At 42.4% G+C, this 22753-nt stretch carries 13 protein-coding genes; 2 read left to right on the forward strand and 11 right to left on the reverse strand.

The features are described 5' to 3' along the window. Positions 1 to 39 precede the first annotated feature (39 nt). The 8 genes from OCF96_RS02525 to rpoB form a co-directional block, all read right to left on the reverse strand. Positions 40 to 1296, reverse strand: a complete 1257-nt coding sequence (locus tag OCF96_RS02525; protein ID WP_261445958.1) for a competence/damage-inducible protein A — start codon at positions 1294 to 1296, stop codon at positions 40 to 42. An 88-nt stretch (positions 1297 to 1384) separates the two neighbouring features. Continuing rightward, the gene (lytR, locus tag OCF96_RS02530) at positions 1385 to 2437 is read right to left on the reverse strand and encodes a glycopolymer--peptidoglycan transferase LytR (protein ID WP_261445959.1); all 1053 of its coding nucleotides are present in this window, start codon (positions 2435 to 2437) and stop codon (positions 1385 to 1387) included. A gap of 7 nt (positions 2438 to 2444) precedes the next feature. Next, positions 2445 to 2963 (reverse strand): GNAT family N-acetyltransferase, encoded by a 519-nt coding sequence (locus OCF96_RS02535; RefSeq protein ID WP_261445960.1) that lies wholly within the window; start codon positions 2961 to 2963, stop codon positions 2445 to 2447. Beyond that, entirely contained in the window at positions 2953 to 3396 is a 444-nt protein-coding gene (gene tsaE / locus OCF96_RS02540; protein WP_261445967.1) for a tRNA (adenosine(37)-N6)-threonylcarbamoyltransferase complex ATPase subunit type 1 TsaE, read from the reverse strand. Before tsaE ends, OCF96_RS02535 begins: the two co-directional genes overlap by 11 nt. Before the next feature lie 95 nt (positions 3397 to 3491). After that, positions 3492 to 4121 (reverse strand): competence protein, encoded by a 630-nt coding sequence (locus tag OCF96_RS02545; RefSeq protein ID WP_261445969.1) that lies wholly within the window; start codon positions 4119 to 4121, stop codon positions 3492 to 3494. A 133-nt stretch (positions 4122 to 4254) separates the two neighbouring features. Then, positions 4255 to 4677, reverse strand: coding sequence for a nucleoside-diphosphate kinase (gene ndk, locus OCF96_RS02550; RefSeq protein ID WP_261445972.1), 423 nt, complete (start codon positions 4675 to 4677; stop codon positions 4255 to 4257). 106 nt (positions 4678 to 4783) lie between these two features. Next, the gene (gene rpoC, locus OCF96_RS02555; RefSeq protein ID WP_261445978.1) at positions 4784 to 8461 is read right to left on the reverse strand and encodes a DNA-directed RNA polymerase subunit beta'; all 3678 of its coding nucleotides are present in this window, start codon (positions 8459 to 8461) and stop codon (positions 4784 to 4786) included. Positions 8462 to 8493: 32 nt separating this feature from the next. Beyond that, a complete protein-coding gene (rpoB, locus tag OCF96_RS02560; RefSeq protein WP_261445980.1) occupies positions 8494 to 12105 on the reverse strand; it encodes a DNA-directed RNA polymerase subunit beta in 3612 nt (1203 codons plus the stop codon). Between the two features lie 482 nt (positions 12106 to 12587). Here rpoB and OCF96_RS02565 point away from each other — a divergent pair, with 482 nt between their 5' ends. Together OCF96_RS02565 and OCF96_RS02570 are read left to right on the forward strand one after the other, a co-directional pair. Next, complete coding sequence (locus OCF96_RS02565) at positions 12588 to 14072, forward strand: AcpB/EbpR/MafR family transcriptional regulator (RefSeq protein ID WP_261445999.1); 1485 nt, start codon at positions 12588 to 12590, stop codon at positions 14070 to 14072. Between the two features lie 106 nt (positions 14073 to 14178). Continuing rightward, the gene (locus OCF96_RS02570) at positions 14179 to 18102 is read left to right on the forward strand and encodes a pullulanase (protein WP_261445981.1); all 3924 of its coding nucleotides are present in this window, start codon (positions 14179 to 14181) and stop codon (positions 18100 to 18102) included. Positions 18103 to 18200: 98 nt separating this feature from the next. Here OCF96_RS02570 and OCF96_RS02575 read toward each other — a convergent pair whose 3' ends face one another. The 3 genes from OCF96_RS02575 to bglA all read right to left on the reverse strand — a co-directional run bounded on the left by OCF96_RS02575 (position 18201) and on the right by bglA (position 22749). Next, the gene (locus OCF96_RS02575; protein ID WP_261445983.1) at positions 18201 to 19250 is read right to left on the reverse strand and encodes an LLM class flavin-dependent oxidoreductase; all 1050 of its coding nucleotides are present in this window, start codon (positions 19248 to 19250) and stop codon (positions 18201 to 18203) included. 119 nt (positions 19251 to 19369) lie between these two features. Then, entirely contained in the window at positions 19370 to 21178 is a 1809-nt protein-coding gene (gene glmS / locus OCF96_RS02580; RefSeq protein WP_261445985.1) for a glutamine--fructose-6-phosphate transaminase (isomerizing), read from the reverse strand. A 191-nt stretch (positions 21179 to 21369) separates the two neighbouring features. Further along, a complete protein-coding gene (bglA, locus tag OCF96_RS02585; protein WP_261445987.1) occupies positions 21370 to 22749 on the reverse strand; it encodes a 6-phospho-beta-glucosidase in 1380 nt (459 codons plus the stop codon). Positions 22750 to 22753: the final 4 nt, after the last annotated feature.

The raw sequence follows: 22753 nt of genomic DNA on the forward strand, positions 1-22753 counted from the left end.
TCTAATGGTCCTTAGACCTATCTACTATTATATCAAAAGTTAGTCACTTAATAAAGCCTTGCGAACTAGGTTAAAGGCATGCATAACCGCAATATGACGTACATCTGCTCGACTTCTACCTCCGATATTGACCTTGATGACCTCAGTTCCTTGCTTTTGAGCCAAGCCTATGAAGACTGTCCCAGCTGGATGGCCTTCTAGGCTGTCTGGTCCTGCCACTCCAGTCAAACTAAGGCCAAAATCAGACTGGGTCTTGATTCGTGCCTGCTCAGCCATCTTCTGAGCTGCAAATTCAGACACCACACCCTGTTCTTCCAAATCCTTGGTAGGAATATCCAACATCTTTGATTTTTCCTCCAAGCTATAGGTCACAAAACCACCCTTAAATATACTGGAAGCACCCGAAAAATCAGCCACAGTAGCTTGGAAAAGACCTGCCGTCAAACTCTCTGCAGCCGTGATGGTTTTTCCTTGCCTTTTCAGTTCTTCTACCACAATGCTGGCCAAACTAGTTTCTTCCCCATAACCATAACAAAGGTCTCGTAAAGAACGGTCTTCAAAGGTCTGGCGACCTAAGATTTGATTTTCCAAGATATCCAACGCTTGATTCGCCTCTTCTTGGCTGCTAGCTTTTGTTGACAGACGCAGAGTGACTTCTCCTGTCTTAGCATAAGGGGCCAAGGTCGGATCGGTTTGATTATCAATCAAATCAGACAAAATCGTAACCAACTGGCTCTCGCCAATCCCAAAGAAACGAAGAACTCGGGAATGCAGCTTGCTCCCTGTCATCAACTTGGGTAGAAGTTGGTTTAAAACCATAGGTTTTAATTCACTTGGTGGACCTGGAAGGACAACGTAGGTCACTCCATCGACTTCCAATATTCCTCCCACAGCCAGTCCTGTTTCATTTGGCAGTGGAATCGCTCCTTCTACAAGTTGAGCTTGTCTTTCGTTATTCGGTGTTCGGGCATAGTCTGGTCTCTGGGCAAAAAAGACATCCAACTTCTCCTGCGCCTGAGGATCAAAGACTAATTCTTTCCCTAAAAATTTAGCCAGAGTTTGTTTGGTCAAATCGTCCTCAGTTGGCCCTAAACCACCTGTCAAAATCACTAGACTACTACGTTGACTGGCAATTTCGAGCAAAGACAAGAGACGAGCTTCATTGTCTCCTACAGCCGTCTGAAAATATACATCTACCCCAATCTCTGCTAGTTTTTCCGACAAAAACTGAGCATTGGTATTGACAATCTGTCCTGTCAAAATCTCTGTTCCAACAGCAATGATTTCTGCTTTCATGTTTCCTCCTACCTATCTATTCGTATTTTTTTGAAAAAATCGCAGGAAATTTCCCACGATTGATTTTTTATTTGTATCAAAAAACAAACTATTCTACTTCATTTGTTACAAAGACGCCTTGTTGTTGATTATCCCCATTATCAACAGGCACCCGTCCAAACAAATCTTCAAATAAGACAACATTTGTTTCAAGCTGAGTGACTTCTTCTTGTCCCAAAGAACGTCGCAATATATTCTGCATTTCCAACATATGCTCTCTAGAAACAATCTGGTAAGAAATACCTTGCAACATCTCTCCCTCACCCTTCAACTGTTGTGATTCAATGGTTTTAAATGAATCTTTATAACCCAACAAGTTCGGAATACTTTTCGCAGATAGATCAATATTAGTCTGCATATTGGTACTTAGGGCTTTTAAGATAGATTGATAGTGACTAACACTATTCAAGCTAAGAACTTTTTCAACAACCTTTTGAATGACTTCACGCTGACGCTTCTGACGTCCGTAGTCCCCTTCTGGGTCCTGGTAGCGCATGCGAGAATAAACAAGAGCTTCATCTCCATTTAGAGTTTGTTGCCCAACACCAATAGAAATGGTATTAAATTCCTCTTGGTCACTAATAGAAATCGGGAATCCTAGAGTGTTATTAACGGTAATTCCACCAACTGCATCAACTAATTGTTGCAATCCGTGCATATTGACCATAATATAGCGATCAATATGAATATTCATCATCTTCTGAATAGTTGAAATAGCCAACTCTGCACCACCACCAGCATAGGCAGCGTTTAACTTCGCTTCTTCAATACTACCATCTTTATGTTGAATTTTCGTCAGGATATCACGTTCCAAACTCAACATCATGGTTTTTTTCGTATGCGGATTAACCGTTAAGAGAATCATAGAGTCACTATTCCCCTCCCAAGGGTCCGTTCGTTCCACGTTTCCAGTATCAACCCCCATCAAAAGAATCGTTAAGGGTTCAGTCGCCTCAATAACATTGGTTTCTTCCCCAATTTTTTTATAGGTCCGTGATAAGGTTTCTGTACCTTGCTGATAAATAGTATAAGCAAAAACACCCACACCCAAAACTGTCACGGCTAGAAAAGCTAGCACCATTCCAATAATTTTTTTAACCATATTTCTATTAATCTATTAGTCTACCCATCAGGTAAACATCTATAAATTCCCCTTCTTCTATGTATGCACCGCGCTCTTGTCTACCTTCAATTACAAAGCCATGCTTTTGATATAAATGAACTGCAGCCTGATTACGAGTTTGGACAGTGAGTTGAAGTCGACGAAGAATGCCACTAGTCTGTGCCCATTCTACGACTTCTTCAAGTAACAAACTTCCCAGTCCATTATTCCAATACTTCTTACCAATCACAATGAAGAGATCTCCAATATGACGAACTCTCTTGCGTTGATCAGCTGTGATATTCACAAGACCAGCAATTTCATCATTCAGCAAGGCCAGTAAAGTGATTTGATTTTCAGAGTGTGCCTGTTTATCCAAAAACAACTCCATATCAGTATCTGTCATCAAAATGCCATTACTGTCCAGACTGGTAAAATCTGTTTCTACACTGACACGATTTAAAAATGATACTAACTCAACAGCATCACCAGGTTCTGCTTCTCTAATGAGCAATTCATACTCCATGTTGAAGCTCCTCTAAGAGTTTTTCTGCACGCAAACCCTTTGCTTGGAAATGTAGTCTGCGACCGTCTTCTTCTTTTAGAATTTCCAATTCTAAATAGGTATCTGGTAAGGCATCACCTAAAAGATGTCCCCACTCGATGACAGTCACGCCGCCACCAAAGAGAAACTCATCTAAATCGATAGAATCAGCGTCCCCCTCAATACGATAAACATCTAAATGATAAAGAGGAAGACGACCTTCATACTCTCTCACAATAGTATAGGTTGGACTCTTAATCATCTGAGTAATCTGTAACCCTTTAGCAAGACCTTTTGTAAAGGTCGTTTTGCCTGCTCCAAGTTCTCCAGTTAGAATTAAGACATCATTCTTTTCTAATAAACAGCCCAAACGTTCACCTAAAGACTGTAACTCTTCTTCGTTTTTAGTGTACATGTTTCTATTATACCAAAAAGTTGTCCTTTGTCGAGATATTATCTATGAATTCCATATTATAAATTGTAAAACTTGGACCTTCACTTCTTTTATATTTAAAATAGAAACAGCAAAAAAACGACTAACAAGATATCTCTCATCAAATGACTGTAAAATGAAACTTCCCAGCGAATGACTTTTGGCACCAACAGTCCTAGAAATAGCATTCCCAAGGCAATATAAAAGGTCATGGACAATACCATCCAAGGATTTCTGAGAAAGATTAGAATAGCTAGTCCACTAATAAAACAGATTTCCTTCTTTCCCAAAATCTTTTTCAATCCATTTACATACTTCTGAATTGGTAGAAAAACCAACAAATCAATACCAAATAAGAAAAAGAAACTCGGTAGAAAGGCTTCCACAAACCCTTCTACGGATGTATTTCCTGCAAGGATATGTTCTATGACAATTAAAGCTAAACCCAAAATGTTTACTAAGAGCAACAGACTATACAAGAATTGTCGCTTATCTTCCTTAAAAACTGAATAAGATTGATTTTGCTGTCCACTATAGTAGTTTATCCCTGCCCCAATACTGGCAAGGAGCAACATGCCAACTAAATAATAGAAGCAGTTTTGATTTAACATCAAGGCCCAAGTCGATAAACTTAAACAAGAACAGCTACTAAGGCCAAAAACTGTCAGCAATAACAAAATACGAATTTGCTTTTTCATTTTTTCCATCATTCTTCCTCCCTTACTTGCTCTTATTATAGGCTAGAAATCCTCCCCATTGCTAGAATATTTCTCAACTGTCAGTTTTCTACTCTAAAATGCAAAAAAGTTTGATGCAAGTAACCCTTACATCAAACTTTTACTACTTTCCGTCAAACCAAAGAGCAATTTCTCGCTTAGCTGACTCTTCTGAATCTGAACCATGTACAACATTTTGAATAGCTTGGTTTTCACCAGCCGCTTTTGCAAAATCACCTCGAATCGTTCCTGGTAAAGCTTCTTCTGGACGAGTTGCTCCCATCATGGTCCGCCAAGTTTCGATTACTTTAGGACCAGAAATGATGCCTACAAGGATTGGTCCTGAAGTCATAAATTCACGAATCGGCGGGTAAAAACTTTGGCCAACCAAGTCCTGATAGTGCTGGTCAATCAAGTCTTCTGAAACCTTTGAACGTAACTCCAATTTTTCGATTGTCAATCCACGTTGTTCGATGCGTTTCAACACTTCCCCCACTAGTCCTCTTTTTACACCGTCTGGTTTAATGATAAAGAATGTTTGTTCCATACCTGTCTCCTTTGTCAGCTTCTTTCTTTTATTTTACCACATTTCATGGAAAAAGGGAGAAAGTTTTCAGAAAAGAGAAAGAGAACCCGAAGGCTCTCTCACTCTTTTATTCTACTGTTTCTTCCACAGTTTCAACGGCAGTATCCACAACTACTTCTGTTGTTTCTTCATTTCCTTCTTCCTCTACTGGAGGATTAAGATATTCTTCTTCGTTGATAGCATGTGGTTCAAGGTTACGGTAACGAGCCATACCAGTACCTGCTGGGATGATCTTACCGATGATAACATTTTCTTTAAGTCCAAGGAGATGGTCTTTCTTACCGCGGATAGCCGCATCTGTAAGGACACGAGTTGTTTCCTGGAAGGAAGCCGCTGACAAGAAACTATTTGTTTCAAGTGAGGCTTTGGTAATTCCCATAAGGACTGGACGACCTGTCGCTGGAACTCCACCTGCGATAAGGACATCTTTGTTAGCATCTGTAAAGTCATTGATATCCATGAGAGTACCCATGAGAAGATCTGTGTCACCTGGATCCATAACACGCACTTTACGGATCATTTGACGTACCATTACCTCGATGTGTTTGTCACCGATTTCTACCCCTTGGCTACGGTAAACTTTTTGTACTTCACCAAGAAGGTACGTTTCAACTGACAAGACATCACGAACTGCAAGGAGACGTTTTGGTTGGATAGAACCTTCTGTAAGAGCAGCACCACGCGCTACTTGGTCCCCAACTTCGACACGCATACGAGCTGTAAATGGAACGACATATTCACCTTCGCCAGTTTCACCCTTAACAAAGACTTTCTTAGTACGAGTTGAGGCATCTTCTTCGATAGCAGTAACTTGTCCTTTAACCTCTGTGATAACCGCTTCCCCTTTAGGATTGCGGGCTTCAAAGATTTCTTGGACACGAGGAAGACCCTGAGTGATATCGGTATTTGAGGCAACCCCACCCGTGTGGAAGGTACGCATTGTAAGCTGTGTACCAGGTTCCCCAATAGATTGGGCAGCGATTGTACCAACTGCTTCACCAACTTCAACCGCATCACCAGTCGCCAAGTTGATACCGTAACAGTGACGGCAGACACCGTGACGAGTGTTACATGTAAATACAGAGCGGATAGTTACTTCTTCCACACCAGCATTGACAATTTCACGCGCCTTGTCTTCTGTAATCAACTCATTTGGACCGATGATCACTGCACCAGTTTCTGGGTGTTTAACAGTTTTCTTAGTGTAGCGACCATTGAGACGCTCTTCGAGAGACTCAATCATCTCTTTTCCTTCTGCTATAGAGCGGATCAAGAGACCACGGTCTGTTCCACAGTCGTCCTCACGAATGATAACGTCTTGGGCAACGTCAACCAAACGACGAGTCAAGTAACCTGAGTCGGCTGTCTTAAGGGCCGTATCGGTCATACCTTTACGCGCACCGTGAGTTGAGAAGAACATTTCCAATACCGACAAACCTTCGCGGAAGTTTGAAAGGATTGGCAATTCCATGATACGTCCGTTCGGAGCCGCCATCAGACCACGCATACCGGCAAGCTGTGAGAAGTTTGAGATGTTACCACGGGCTCCAGAGTCCATCATCATAACGATTGGGTTCTTAGGATCTTGGTTGGCAATCAAGCGTTTCTCTAGTTTTTCACGGGCAGCACGCCATTCAGCTGTAACAGCATTGTAACGCTCGTCGTCTGTGATCATACCACGACGGAATTGTTTTGTGATTTGTTCTACACGTTTGTGTGATTCTTCAATGATTTCAGCCTTGTCATCAACGACTGGGATATCGGCAATACCCACTGTCAATCCTGCAAGAGTTGAGTGGTGGTAACCGAGGTTCTTCATGCGGTCAAGTAGGGCAGAAGTTTCTGTCGTACGGAAACGTTTGAAGATTTCAGCGATGATATTCCCAAGGTTTTTCTTCTTGAATGGAGGGTTGAGTTCAAGTTTGCTGATTGCTTCCTTGATATCTCCACCAAGTTGCAAGAAGTATTTAGCTGGAACGCCTTCTGTCAAGTTGGCATTGTTTGGTTCTTGCAAGTATGGTAGACCCTCTGGCATGATGTCGTTGAAAAGGATTTTACCAACTGTTGTAAGCAAGACCTTGTGTTTTTGTTCTTCTGTCCAAGGTTTGTTGAGGCTGTCTGTTGCGATACCAACACGTGAGTGAAGGTGAACATAGCCATTACGGTAAGCCATAACCGCTTCGTCACGGTCTTTGAAGACCATTCCTTCACCTTCACGACCAGCTTCTTCCATGGTCAAGTAGTAGTTACCCAAAACCATGTCCTGAGATGGAGTAACAACTGGTTTACCATCTTTCGGGTTCAAGATATGCTCAGCAGCGAGCATCAAGATACGAGCTTCTGCTTGGGCTTCTTCTGAAAGCGGTACGTGGATGGCCATTTGGTCCCCGTCAAAGTCGGCATTGTAGGCTTCACAGACAAGTGGGTGCAAGCGAAGGGCCTTACCATCAATCAAGACTGGCTCGAAGGCTTGGATACCCAAACGGTGAAGGGTCGGTGCGCGGTTCAAAAGCACTGGGTGTTCTTTAATCACTTCTTCAAGAATATCCCAGATACGCTCATCTCCGCGTTCCACCAAGCGTTTAGCCGCTTTGACGTTTTGCACGATATCACGGGCAACAATTTCACGCATCACGAATGGCTTAAAGAGCTCAATCGCCATTTCACGTGGCACACCACATTGGTACATCTTAAGAGTTGGACCAACGGCGATAACGGAACGTCCTGAGAAGTCCACACGTTTACCGAGCAAGTTTTGACGGAAGCGTCCTTGTTTACCTTTAAGCATGTGGCTCAATGATTTAAGTGGACGGCTACCTGGTCCTGTGATTGGACGACCACGACGACCATTGTCAATCAAAGCGTCAACCGCTTCTTGAAGCATACGCTTCTCATTTTGAACGATAATACCTGGTGCGTTCAACTCAAGCAAACGAGCCAAACGGTTGTTACGGTTGATAACACGGCGGTAAAGGTCGTTCAAGTCAGATGAGGCAAAACGACCACCATCCAACTGCAACATTGGACGAAGATCTGGTGGAATAACCGGAAGGATGTTAAGAATCATCCATTCAGGTTTGTTTCCAGACTTGTAAAAGGCATCCAAAACATCCAAACGACGGATGGCTTTAACACGTTTTTGTCCAGTAGCTGTTTTCAACTCTTCTTTGAGTTCAGCAATTTCTTTTTCAAGATCTACTTGTTTCAAAAGGTCTTGGATAGCTTCGGCACCCATCTTGGCAACGAATGATCCATAACCATACTCACGCAAGCGCTCACGGTATTCGCGCTCTGTCATGATAGACTTGTGCTCAAGTGGTGTATCCTTAGGATCAATCACCACATAAGCCGCAAAGTAGATAACTTCCTCGAGGGCACGAGGGCTCATATCAAGGGTCAAGCCCATACGGCTTGGAATCCCCTTGAAGTACCAGATGTGAGATACAGGAGCTTTCAATTCGATATGTCCCATACGCTCACGACGAACTTTCGTACGCGTTACTTCAACCCCACAGCGGTCACAAACAATCCCTCTGTAACGAATGCGTTTGTACTTACCACAAGCACATTCCCAGTCTTTTGTAGGACCAAAGATAACTTCATCAAAGAGTCCTTCACGTTCTGGTTTCAAGGTACGGTAATTGATTGTTTCAGGTTTTTTGACTTCTCCATAAGACCATGAACGGACTTTGCTTGGAGAAGCTAGGGTGATTTGCATACTTTTAAAACGATTTACATCAACCACTATTTCTTCCCTTTCTATTCTAAGTGAACTGCTTATTCTTGTTCAGCAGCTTCTTCTGTTGCTTCCGCTTTTGTTGCTTTCTCAGCTTCTTCAGCTTCAAAGGCTGCTTTAGCCTCTTGTGCTGCTTTTTCGCGGGCTTTTTCAAGGTCATCTACGTGGATGACATCTTCGTCCATTCCTTCATCCAAGTCACGAAGTTCCACTTCTTGGTCATCTTCGTCTAGGACACGCATGTCAAGACCAAGAGATTGCAATTCTTTGACAAGAACTCGGAAGGATTCTGGAACACCTGGTTTTGGAATTGGTTTTCCTTTTGTAATAGCTTCATAAGCTTTCAAACGTCCGTTAATATCGTCAGACTTGTAAGTCAAGATTTCTTGAAGGACATTTGAGGCACCGTAGGCTTCAAGAGCCCAAACCTCCATCTCACCGAAACGTTGTCCACCAAACTGAGCTTTACCTCCGAGTGGTTGTTGGGTAACGGTTGAGTAAGGTCCGACTGAACGCGCGTGCAATTTATCGTCAACCATGTGGTGGAGTTTGATCATGTACATGACACCAACTGACACACGGTTATCAAATGGTTCACCAGTACGTCCATCGTAAAGGATTGTTTTGGCATCACTATCCATACCTGCTTCTTTAACAGTTGACCAAAGGTCTTCAGAACTTGCTCCGTCAAAGACTGGTGTAGCGATGTGAATACCAAGAGTACGAGCCGCCATACCAAGGTGAAGCTCCATAACCTGACCGATATTCATACGTGATGGCACCCCAAGTGGGTTCAACATGATATCGACTGGAGTTCCGTCTGGAAGGTAAGGCATGTCTTCTACAGGAACGATACGAGAGACAACCCCTTTGTTTCCGTGACGTCCGGCCATCTTATCTCCGACCTTGATCTTACGTTTTTGAGCGATGTAGACACGAACCAGCATGTTAACACCTGATTGCAACTCATCTCCATTTGCACGTGTAAAGATCTTAACATCACGAACGACACCATCGGCACCGTGTGGTACACGAAGAGAAGTATCACGAACTTCACGAGACTTGTCTCCAAAGATAGCGTGCAGGAGACGTTCTTCAGCTGAAAGGTCTTTCTCACCCTTAGGTGTTACTTTACCTACAAGGATATCGCCTTCTTTAACCTCAGCACCGATACGGATAATACCCATTTCGTCAAGGTCTTTAAGGGCATCTTCACCAACGTTTGGAATTTCACGAGTAATTTCTTCAGGCCCAAGCTTTGTATCGCGCGTTTCTGATTCGTATTCTTCAAGGTGGACAGATGTATAGACATCGTCTTTAACCAAGCGTTCGCTCATGATAACGGCATCCTCGAAGTTGTAACCTTCCCAAGTCATGTAAGCAACGATTGGGTTTTGTCCAAGCGCCATTTCTCCATTTTCCATAGAAGGTCCGTCAGCTATGAAATCGCCTTTTTCAACGACATCCCCAACTTTAACAAGCGTACGTTGGTTGTAGGCAGTACCTGAGTTTGAACGACGGAATTTTTGGATGTGGTAAACGTCCAATGAACCATCTTCACGACGAACTTCTACCTTGTCAGCATCTGCATAAGTAACTTTACCGTCATACTGAGCAATCACAGCAGCTCCTGAATCGTGGGCTGCTTGGTATTCCATACCAGTACCAACGTAAGGTGCTTTAGGATTAATCAATGGCACAGCCTGACGTTGCATGTTGGCTCCCATGAGGGCACGGTTGGAGTCATCGTTTTCCAAGAAAGGAATACATGCTGTCGCAACGGCAACTACCTGTTTTGGTGATACGTCCATGTAGTCAACAACATTAGCTGGATACTCTTGGTTGACCCCTTGGTGACGTCCCATGACAACTTTCTCAGCAAATGTTCCATCTTCATTCAGACGAGAATTAGCCTGTGCTACAGTAAATTCATCTTCTTCATCAGCTGTCAACCAAACGATTTCATTTGTGACAACACCTGTTTCACGGTCAACCTTACGGTATGGTGTTTGAACAAAACCATATTTGTTCAAGTGTCCGTAAGATGACAAGTTGTTAATCAAACCGATGTTAGGTCCTTCAGGTGTCTCGATTGGACACATACGACCGTAGTGAGTGTAGTGCACGTCACGGACTTCATATCCAGCGCGGTCACGTGTCAAACCACCAGGCCCTAAGGCTGACAAACGGCGTTTGTGAGACAACTCAGAAAGTGGGTTATGTTGGTCCATGAACTGTGACAACTGTGATGAACCAAAGAATTCTTTAACTGCAGCTGTTACAGGACGGATGTTGATGATTTGTTGTGGTGTCAAGACTTCATTGTCCTGAACAGACATACGTTCGCGGACATTACGTTCCATACGAGAAAGTCCAAGACGTACTTGGTTGGCAAGCAATTCACCAACCGCACGGATACGACGGTTTCCAAGATGGTCGATATCATCTACACGACCAAGTCCTTCAGCCAAGTTGAGGAAGTAGCTCATCTCAGCAAGGATATCTGCAGGAGTGACGATACGGACCTTGTCATCTGGATTGGCATTACCAATGATAGTGACAACACGGTCTGGGTCAGTTGGGGCAACAACCTTGAATTTTTGAAGGACAACTGGTTCTGTCAAAACAGCTGCATCGTTTGGAATATAAACAATTTTGTTCAAGTCGCCATCCAAGTGACTCTCGATACTTTCGATCACGCTACGAGTCATAACGGTACCCGCTTCTACCAAGATTTCACCAGTTTCAGGGTCTACCAATGGCTCCGCAATGGTTTGGTTGAGCAAGCGTGTTTTAACATTGAGTTTTTTATTGATCTTGTAACGACCAACAGCTGCCAAATCGTAGCGACGTGGGTCAAAGAAACGAGCTACAAGCAAGCTACGTGAGCTTTCAGCAGTCTTAGGCTCACCTGGACGAAGGCGTTCATAAATTTCTTTCAAAGCTTCGTCTGTACGAGAGTCCATTGGATTCTTGTGGATATCTTTTTCAACGGTGTTGCGAACCAATTCGCTATCACCAAAGATATCAAAGATTTCGTCATCACCTGAGAAACCAAGCGCACGAACCAAGGTCGTAAATGGAATCTTACGAGTACGATCGATACGAGTATAAGCGATGTCTTTTGAGTCGCTTTCAAGTTCCAACCAAGCTCCACGGTTAGGGATAACAGTAGAACCATATCCCACTTTACCGTTCTTGTCTACTTTGTCGTTAAAGTAAACACCTGGTGAGCGGACCAACTGAGAAACGATAATACGTTCACCACCATTGATGATGAAAGTACCCATTTCGGTCATGATTGGGAAATCACCAAAGAAGACTTCTTGGGTCTTGATTTCGCCTGTTTCTTTATTGATCAAGCGGAAGGTTACAAAAATTGGTGCTGAGTAGCTAGCATCGTGGATACGAGCTTCTTCAAGCGTGTATTTTGGTTCCTTGATTTCATAGCCAACAAATTCCAACTCCATTGTGTCTGTGAAGTTTGAAATTGGCAATACATCTTCAAATACTTCCTTAAGACCGTGATCTAGGAAATCTTTGAATGAATCCGTTTGAATTTCAATCAAATTTGGTAAGTCAAGAACTTCTTTGATTCTTGAAAAACTACGACGGGTACGATGTTTCCCGTATTGAACGTCATGTCCTGCCAAGATGATTCTCCTTTGTAAATAAATTCCAAGCCTTGTCAATCAGGCTTTTCTAATCGTCATATGGTTTTTAAAACCCCTATCACCGTGTCCCTTTGACGAATTTTCAGAATCTTTAAATCTTTGTTACAAGCACTCAAAAACCTGAAAAAAAGCACAAAAAGAGCAGCTAAATCTGACTTTTTCAGAAGATTTAACTGCTGTGAGCCTTGTCTGGACAATATTTCAGACAAAACCTACGACAAATGATTACTCATATTATACCTTATTTAGCTAGATTTTTCAAGGGGATTAACGAATTTTTGACAAAATCTTTTCCTATAAAAAATTAAATTCAACTTTCACTTTGCAAATTTCATTTTCAGCTTAGTAGTTCACAAAAATATAGTAAATTACGATTTTCCTATTTTATATTAGGCTATTTTTCTTGACTTTACTAGAGTTTTCTTTTAATATATATGTATAAATATATAGGGAGATTTATGATGAATATCTTGCTTTCTAAGACTGAACAAGATTTGCTATTCTTACTAGAAGAATTAACCAAACACCATGATTGGATAGAAATTCCAGACTTGGCTAAGAAGCTGAATTTTTCAATAGAAGAATTGCAAGAACACCTTTTTAAGCTTGAACAATTATTTCCAAACCTCCTGCTTCAATCAAGCAAAAAAGGCATTCAATTGCAGTTTGACTTCCAAAACGCCTTGGATCCCAGGACTGCGATTTTTAAACAATCTGAAACCTACTCCTTTTTGAATCAGTTGTTTTTCAATGAGGGACAATCACTCGAGCAAATGTGTCAAGAACTTGTAATGAGTTGCGAACGAGTTCAGGAAATCATCCAGCATCTAAATACTAAACTTCCCCAACACTATGGCATCAAAATCCAACTTTCCCCTTTAGTCATGAAGGGAACAGAAGAGGACATTCGTGCCTTTTATCTAGACTACTTTAGCCAAAGTTACGACTTTCTAGATTGGCCCTTCCCTTCTATTTCTGAAGAATCACTCACTCACTTAATTCAGCTATTTTTGGATGCCCAACAAGTTTCACCCAACCTCAGTAGCTTACGGCAAATCAAATATACCCTAGCTATCAATCTAGAGCGGTTTAATAAAAGTCACTTCATTGAAAATCCTACTCCTCTTTTGACCAGCCATTACGGCTCCCTCATGCAAATTCCGCAGTTTGAAGAAAATATTAAGAAGATGGCTAAAAAACTCTGCTTTGAACCGACAATGGAAACACTGGAACAGCTATTTTCAAACCCAATCAAATCTCTTCAAATTGCAAACAATCCTAACAACGGAGCGCTGGGTGATATTCATCATATCCAAAAATCCTACCGTTTATTGAGTCAAATCTTAGAAGAGTTAGCTAAAGAATTTCACTTACAGATTGAAAATCGTGAGGAATTGATTTGGCTCATCCACTACACTGCCCAATCTGATTTCTTTCATTTACTCAGTAACCAGTCTCTCGACAAACAGAAATCCCGGATTTTAAGCAATTATCAAGCAGAATTTCCAAAACTATTTGAAGTAAGTCAACACAAATTCCAATCTTATTTGACTGAGATGGGGCTAAACAGTAAGTCAAGTAAGCTACAAGAGATGATCTACACCTTCACCATCCAAGGGCATCGGATTTTAGTCCAACTGCTTCAAAAACTTCCAAAAATACGCGTTTTGGTTATTAGTCATCTGGATAGCCGTCATGCACAAAGCCTAATCGATACCCTAACTCACTACGGCAACAATCTCTATCTATTTGATTCGTGGGAAGAATCTACGATTTCTTTCTCAGTTCTCAATCAAATCCCTCACGATATTGTGATCACTACCTTTCCTGTCACCAACTCTCCCAAACCACTTATCTACAGTCGTAACTTCTCTACTTCAGAATTATTCTACCACCTCCACCTGCTGGCTTCTCAAATTCATAAAGAAAGACTGGCTAAATCGTAACAAAATCTGTTGCGATTTTTCTTTTATTTTAATTTTAGGAAAACGCTTGCATCTTGTTTTACTAAGTGCTATACTGATAAAGAAATTTATTGATTGGAGAATGATTATGAGAAAAACACCATCTCACACTGAGAAAAAAATGGTCTACAGCATCCGTTCCCTCAAGAATGGAACTGGTTCTGTCCTTATTGGAGCAAGTTTTGTCTTGCTTGCTATGGCTACACCAACTATCTCAGCCAACGAAAATACTACAAGCAATAAGGCAACTAGTAATGAAACCACTACTGCCCTTGCACAACCTCTTACTGATACAGCAGTTAACTCTGGTAAGAACGAAAGTGATATTTCTTCACCTGAAAATGCAAACGCTTCCCTAGAGAAAAAAGAAGAAAAACAACCTGCAACAGAGGCAACTACTACTGCCGCAACTCCAGCCGATTCAGCACCACAAACCGGGCAAGATCGTTCAAGTGAACCAACTACTTCTACGAGTCCAGTAACGACTGAAACTAAGGCAGAAGAGCCAATCGAAGACAACTACTTCCGTATCCACGTCAAAAAACTTCCTGAAGAAAACAAGGATGCTCAAGGACTCTGGACTTGGGACGATGTTGAAAAACCATCTGAAAATTGGCCAAACGGAGCCTTATCCTTTAAAGATGCCAAAAAAGATGACTACGGCTATTACCTAGATGTCAAATTAAAGGGAGAACAGGCTAAGAAAATTAGTTTCCTCATCAATAATACAGCTGGAAAAAATCTAACCGGCGATAAATCGGCAGAAAAACTGGCACCAAAGATGAATGAGGCCTGGCTAGATGAAAACTACAAGGTATACAACTACCGCCCTCAACCAGCAGGAACTATTCGTGTCAACTACTATCGCACCGATGGCAACTATGACAAAAAATCTCTTTGGTATTGGGGCGATGTCAAAAACCCAAGTAGTGGAGAATGGCCTAATGGAACAGACTTTACGGCTACAGGCAAATATGGTCGCTATATCGATATTCCACTCAAAGATGCAGCTAAAGACCTTGGATTTTTATTACTAGACAGAAACAAACAAGGAGACGATGTGAAAATCCGTAAAGAAGATTATAAGTTCACAGATTTAAAAAATCATAGCCAAATTTTCCTAAAAGACGATGATGAATCGATTTACACAAATCCATACTATGTCCATGATATCCGTATGACAGGAGCCCAACACGTAGGCACTTCTAGCATTGAGAGTAGTTTTTCAACACTTGTCGGTGCTAAAAAAGAGGATATCCTCAAACACTCCAACATTACTAATCACCTAGGAAATAAGGTAACTATCACCGATGTTGCAATCGATGAAGCTGGCAAGAAAGTGACCTACAGCGGAGATTTCTCTGACACAAAACATCCTTATACCGTTAGCTACAACTCTGACAAATTCACTACCAAAACAAGCTGGCGTCTTAAAGATGAGACTTACAGCTATGATGGTAAACTTGGAGCTGACCTCAAAGAAGAAGGAAAACAGGTTGATTTAACCCTTTGGTCACCAAGTGCTGATAAGGTTTCTATTGTTGTCTACGACAAGAATAACCCTGAAAAAGTGGTTGGAACTGTCGCTCTTGAAAAAGGTGAAAAAGGAACCTGGAAACAAACTCTGAATGAAAACTCTGGTCTCGGCATCAGCAATTACACTGGCTACTACTACCACTACCAAATCGAGCGCCAAGGTAAAACTGTTCTTGCACTCGATCCTTACGCTAAATCCCTCGCTGCTTGGAATAGTGACGATGCCAAGATTGACGATGCCCATAAAGTGGCTAAAGCTGCCTTTGTAGATCCAGCCAAACTAGGACCTCAAGACTTAACTTATGGTAAGATTCACAATTTCAAGACCCGTGAAGATGCCGTTATCTACGAAGCTCATGTGCGTGACTTCACTTCAGATCCTGCCATCGCAAAAGATTTGACTAAGCCATTTGGTACCTTTGAAGCCTTTATCGAAAAACTAGACTACCTCAAAAACTTGGGTGTAACCCACATCCAGCTCCTTCCAGTCTTGTCTTACTACTTTGTCAATGAGTTGAAGAACCACGAACGCTTATCTGACTATGCTTCAAGCAACAGCAATTACAACTGGGGATATGACCCTCAAAACTACTTCTCCTTGACTGGTATGTACTCAAGCGATCCTAAGAATCCAGAAAAACGAATCGCAGAATTCAAAAACCTCATCAACGAAATCCACAAACGTGGCATGGGAGCCATCCTGGACGTAGTGTATAACCATACAGCCAAAGTCGATATCTTTGAAAATTTGGAACCAAACTACTATCACTTTATGGATGCCGATGGAACACCTCGAACTAGCTTTGGTGGTGGACGTTTGGGGACAACTCACTATATGACCAAACGCCTCCTAGTTGATTCTATCAAGTATCTAGTTGATACCTACAAAGTTGATGGATTCCGTTTCGATATGATGGGAGACCATGATGCCGCTTCTATCGAAAAAGCCTACAAGGCTGCACGCGCCCTCAATCCTAACCTAATGATGCTGGGTGAAGGTTGGAGAACTTATGCCGGTGATGAAAATATGCCTACTAAAGCTGCTGACCAAGATTGGATGAAACATACCGATACTGTTGCTGTCTTTTCAGATGACATCCGTAACAACCTCAAGTCTGGTTATCCAAACGAAGGTCAACCTGCCTTTATCACAGGTGGCAAACGAGATATCAACACTATCTTCAAAAATCTGATTGCACAACCAACCAACTTTGAAGCAGATAGCCCTGGAGATGTGATTCAATACATCGCGGCCCATGATAACTTGACCCTCTTTGACATCATCGCTCAGTCTATCAAAAAAGACCCAAGCAAGGCTGATAACTATGCTGAGATTCATCGTCGTTTGCGACTTGGAAATCTCATGGTCTTAACCGCTCAAGGAACTCCGTTTATCCACTCTGGTCAGGAATATGGTCGTACCAAACAATTCCGTGACCCAGCCTACAAAACTCCAGTAGCAGAAGACAAGGTTCCAAATAAATCTCACTTGTTGCGTGATAAGGACGGCAATCCGTTTGACTATCCTTACTTCATCCATGACTCTTACGATTCGAGTGATGCTATTAACAAGTTTGACTGGACTAAGGCTACAGATGGAAAAGCTTTCCCTGAAAATGTCAAAAGCCGTGACTATATGAAAGGGTTGATTGCCCTTCGTCAATCTACAGATGCCTTCCGACTTAAGAGCCTCCAAGATATCAAAGACCGTGTCCACCTCATCACTGTCCCAGGTCAAAATGGCGTGGCAAAAGAGGATGTAGTGATTGGCTATCAAATCACTGCTCCAAATGGGGATATCTACGCAGTCTTTGTCAATGCGGACGAAAAAGCTCGCGAATTTAACTTGGGAACAGCCTTTGCCCACCTCAGAAATGCTGAAGTTTTGGCAGATGAAAACCAAGCAGGACCAGTAGGAATCGCCAACCCGAAAGGACTTGAATGGACTGAAAAAGGCTTGAAATTAAATGCCCTTACAGCTACTGTTCTTCGAATCTCTCAAGGCGGCGCCATCGTTGCCCCAGCTATGGAAGAAAAGCCAGAATTTGACCTTTCCAGCTTAAAACAAGAACAAGGGCAAAATAATGGCCAAGGTACTATTTCAAACCGAGTGGTCAAACCTGAACATCAAGATCCAGCTCCACAAGTTAGACCTGACTCTACTAAACCAGATTCTCCTAAACCAGATGCAAAAGTAGCTGATGCAGAAGATAAACCTAGCCAAGCTACAACTGATTCACAAACCACACAAACTTCACAACCAGCGCAAGAAGCACAACCATCATCTGTAAGTGAAGCTGTTCAAAATGAATCAGTAGAAAATCCTAGCAAGGAAAATATACCTGCGCCTCTAGCTAAACAAGCTGAACTTCCAAATACAGGAACCAAAAACGATAACAAACTCCTATTCGCAGGAATCAGCCTCCTTGCCCTTCTCGGTCTCGGATTCTTACTAAAAAACAAAAAAGAGAATTAAACTAGCCCTCCTATAGAAAAATCCTCCGAGCATTAATGCTCGGGGGATTGATTTTTGTACAATATTTGTTATCCTAATGAACTTTATTAATTTTTTTATTAAGCCTCTTTCATGGCAAAATAAGCCCGTACTTTTGGAGCCACTTGCGTTCCGAAAAGTTCAATAGCTCTCAGAACTTGTTCATGAGGCATGGAACCAAGAGGTAGGTGCAACATAAAGCGGTCCAAACCTAAATCCTCTATCATACGAATCAATTTTTCGGCCACCTGATCTGGATTGCCCACAAACATAGCACCATTTGGCCCAACTTGCTCCAAATATTGCTCATAACTCAATTCATGCCAGTGTGGACGGTCTTTAGAAATAGTGTCCACCACTTGCTTGGTCGGATGGAAATAATCTTTCACAGCCTGCTCGCCATCTTCAGCAATCCAACCCCAAGAATGGGCCCCAACCTTTAGTTCATGACTGGCATGGCCTGCTTCGCTCCCAATCTCACGATAAGCCTGAATCAATTTTTTAAAATAACGAGGATTGTCACCAATAATGGCATAGACAATCGGTAGACCTGCCTGAGCAATCTTCACTGTTGATTCGACATGACCACCTGTCGCTATCCACAAGGGTAATTTGTCCTGAACTGGACGAGGATAAACTTCTTTACCAGAGATTGTTTGGGTCAATCGCCCTTGCCAGTCTATCTTGGTCTTCTCATTGACTAACTGGAGCAAGTCCAATTTCTCATCAAAAAGAGCTTCGTAGTCTTTTAAGTCATAACCAAACAGGGGAAATGATTCCGTGAAAGAACCCCTTCCAGCAATAATCTCCGCTCGTCCATTTGACAAAGCATCGATGGTCGCATATTGTTGGAACAAACGAATAGGGTCCATGCTCGAGATAATGCTAACTGCACTGGTCAAACGGATTTTCTTGGTATTGACTGCCCCAGCTGCCAGGACGATCTCTGGGGCTGATACCGCAAAATCTGCTCGATGGTGCTCACCAATTCCATACACATCCAAACCAACCTTGTCAGCCAGCTCAATCTCTGCCATCAACTGGCGAATGCGTTCAGCATGACTGTAAGTCTGCCCAGTCCCTTCAAGCACCGTTGTTTCCCCAAATGTTGAAATTCCCGATTCTACCATTGTGATTCTCCCCGTCTATTTCTTTCCTTCATTTTGAAGAATTATTCTAACACGAAGCTTGACTACAAGCAACCGATTTGCTCACAAGAAAAAGCCTAGATAACTAGACTTTTTTTAGTTTATTCTACCGTTACTGATTTAGCAAGGTTACGTGGTTTGTCCACATCAAGGCCACGGTGGAGTGTTGCAAAGTAAGCGACCAATTGCGTTGGTACAACCATTGAAATTGGCGAGAGGTAAGGGTGTACAGTCGTAAGAACGATGTCGTCTGTATCTTTGGCAACATTCTCTTCTGCGATAGTGAGGACTTTGGCACCACGGGCTGCCACCTCTTGGATATTTCCACGAGTGTGGTTGGCAAGGACTGGATCTGACAAGAGGGCCAAAACAGGCGTTCCTTCTTCAATCAAGGCAATGGTTCCGTGCTTAAGTTCTCCTGCTGCAAAGCCTTCACACTGGATGTAAGAAATCTCTTTGAGTTTGAGACTGGCTTCCATAGCTACATAGTAATCTTGACCACGCCCGATGTAAAAGGCGTTGCGAGTTGTTTCAAGAAGCTCACGAACCTTAGCTTCAATAGTTTCTTTCTCTGAAAGAGTTGATTCGATAGACTGAGCTACGATTGACAACTCATGAACCAAATCAAAGGATTGCGCTTTGGCATTGCCATTTGCTTCTCCGACTGCTTTTGCCAGGAAGGCAAGGGCTGCGATTTGTGCTGTATAGGCTTTAGTTGATGCCACAGCAATTTCAGGACCTGCATGAAGGAGCATAGTATGGTTGGCTTCTCGTGAAAGAGTCGAACCTGGTACGTTTGTCACTGTCAAGCTTGGGATTCCCATTTCATTAGCCTTGACCAAAACTTGACGACTATCCGCTGTTTCACCAGATTGGCTGATAAAGATGAAGAGTGGTTTCTTGCTGAGAAGTGGCATACCGTATCCCCACTCAGAAGAGATTCCAAGTTCAACTGGTGTATCCGTCAATTCTTCCAACATCTTCTTCGAAGCAAATCCTGCGTGGTAAGATGTTCCAGCTGCAAGAATGTAAATACGGTCTGCATCTTGAACAGCCTTGATAATAGCTGAGTCTACGACAATTTGACCAGCCTCATCTGTGTAGGCTTGGATGAGTTTACGCATAACCGTTGGTTGCTCGTCGATTTCCTTGAGCATGTAGTAAGGATAAGTTCCCTTACCGATATCTGACAAGTCAAGCTCAGCAGTGTAGCTAGCACGCTCACGACTATTGCCATCATAGTCTTGAACTTCTACACTATCAGCCTTGACGATGACCAACTCTTGGTCATGGATTTCCATGTACTGGTTGGTCTCACGAATCATAGCCATTGCGTCTGAGCAGACCATGTTGTAGCCTTGTCCAAGACCAATCAAAAGTGGTGATTTATTCTTAGCCACGTAGATGACTTCAGGATCTTGTGAGTCAACCAAGGCAAAGGCATAAGAACCACGGATGATGTGAAGAGCTTTTTTGAAGGCTTCAAGAACTGACAAGCCATCTTCTTCCGCAAATTTTCCAATCAAGTGAACAGCGATTTCAGTATCTGTCTGCCCTTTTAAGTGGTGACCAGCAAGGTATTCTTCCTTGATTTCAAGATAGTTCTCAATCACCCCATTGTGTACCAAGACAAATCGCTCAGTCTCAGAGCGGTGTGGGTGAGCATTGTCCTCAGTTGGTTTTCCATGAGTTGCCCAACGAGTATGTCCGATACCAGTCGTTCCCTCAACACCAGCTGTCTTAGCAGACAATTCTGCAATACGGCCTACAGCCTTGACTAGATGGTTTTCAGCGCCACCTAGGACAAAAATCCCCGCAGAATCATAACCACGGTATTCGAGCTTTTCAAGCCCTTGAATCAAAATATCAGTTGCATTTGTGTTTCCAACAACACCAACAATTCCACACATAGTATATACGACACAGACCAGCTGTGCTTTCTCCTTAAAATTGGTATAGTCTAATTCATCTTTTATAGAATCAGCAAAAACAGTATATACTTGTTTCTTTCACTTGTCAAGAGTTAAAATTGGTATAGTTCAAATTAATATCCTGTAAGCAAAAAACTCTGACCAATTAGGATAATCAGTCAGAGTCCTTTTTAAAATCCATTATTGTCGCTTAATTCCTTGAACCAGTGCCCTGATTTTTTCAGACGACGTTCTTGCGTTTCCAAGTCTAATTCGACCAAGCCATAGCGATTTTTATAACTATTGAGCCATGACCAGCAATCAATAAAGGTCCAAATCAAGTAGCCCTTACAATTGGCTCCATCTTCAATGGCACGGTGAAGTTCACCAAGATGACCTTTTACAAAGTCAATACGATAATCATCTTGAATTATTCCATCTTGACGGAATTTTTCTTCCCCCTCAACACCCATACCATTCTCTGTCAACATCCACTCAATATTGCCATAATTTTCCTTGATATTTTTGGCAATGTCATAAATCCCTTGCTCATAAATCTCCCAGCCACGGTGAGGATTGATTTTACGTCCAGGCATCACATAAGGCTCGTAAAAATGTTCTGGTAAGAGAGGACTCTCTGGATGTTTAGCAAATCGAGGTGCCATAACACGCAAAGGTTGATAGTAGTTGACACCAAGGAAGTCTACCGTATTGTCACGAATGAGCTCCAACTCTTCCTCCGTAGTATCAGGTAAGAGGCCGTGTTCATGCAAGATTTCTACCAACTCCTGTGGATAAGTCCCCAAAACAGACGGATCTAAGAAAGATTGGGCCTGAAAAAGGTCCGCAATATGAGCAGCCTTTACATCGGCAGGATGCTGGCTACGTGGATAAGCCGGTGTCAAGTTGAGGACAATCCCAATTTTGGAATCAGGCAAGAGTTCATGGCAGGCCTTGACTGCCCGACTGCTAGCCAATTGTGTATGATAGGCTACTTTAACGGCTGCTTCCGCATCCACCTTATGTGGATAATGGGCATCGTAAAAATAGCCAAATTCCACTGGAACGATTGGCTCGTTAAAGGTAATCCATTGATCCACTAAATCTCCATAAGTCTCAAAACAAAAACGAGCATAGTCTTCATAAGCTGAGACAGTCGCCTTATTTTCCCAACCATCGCCATCTTCTTGAAGAGCAAAAGGCAGATCAAAATGATAGAGATTGACTAAAAGACGAATTCCTTTAGCCTTAATAGTCTCAAAAACCTTACGATAGAAATCCACACCTTGAGCATTGACTTTTCCACGCCCTTGTGGAAAAATCCGTGACCATTGAATAGAAGTCCGAAAGGCTGTATGACCAGTTTCTACCAGTAGCTCAATATCCTGTTCCCAATTTTCATAAAAGGTCGATGTCTTATCTGGACCAATCCCATTATAGTAACGATTTGGCTCCACTTGGTACCAATAATCCCAGAGATTATCTCCCTTACCGTCACCAGCTACACGTCCTTCTGTCTGTGGTCCAGAAGTAGAGGATCCCCAGACAAAATCCTTTGGAAATCTTAGCATACAT

Source organism: Streptococcus mitis (assembly GCF_946190065.1).
In the GTDB taxonomy this organism is placed as follows: Bacteria; Bacillota; Bacilli; order Lactobacillales; family Streptococcaceae; genus Streptococcus; species Streptococcus mitis_DE.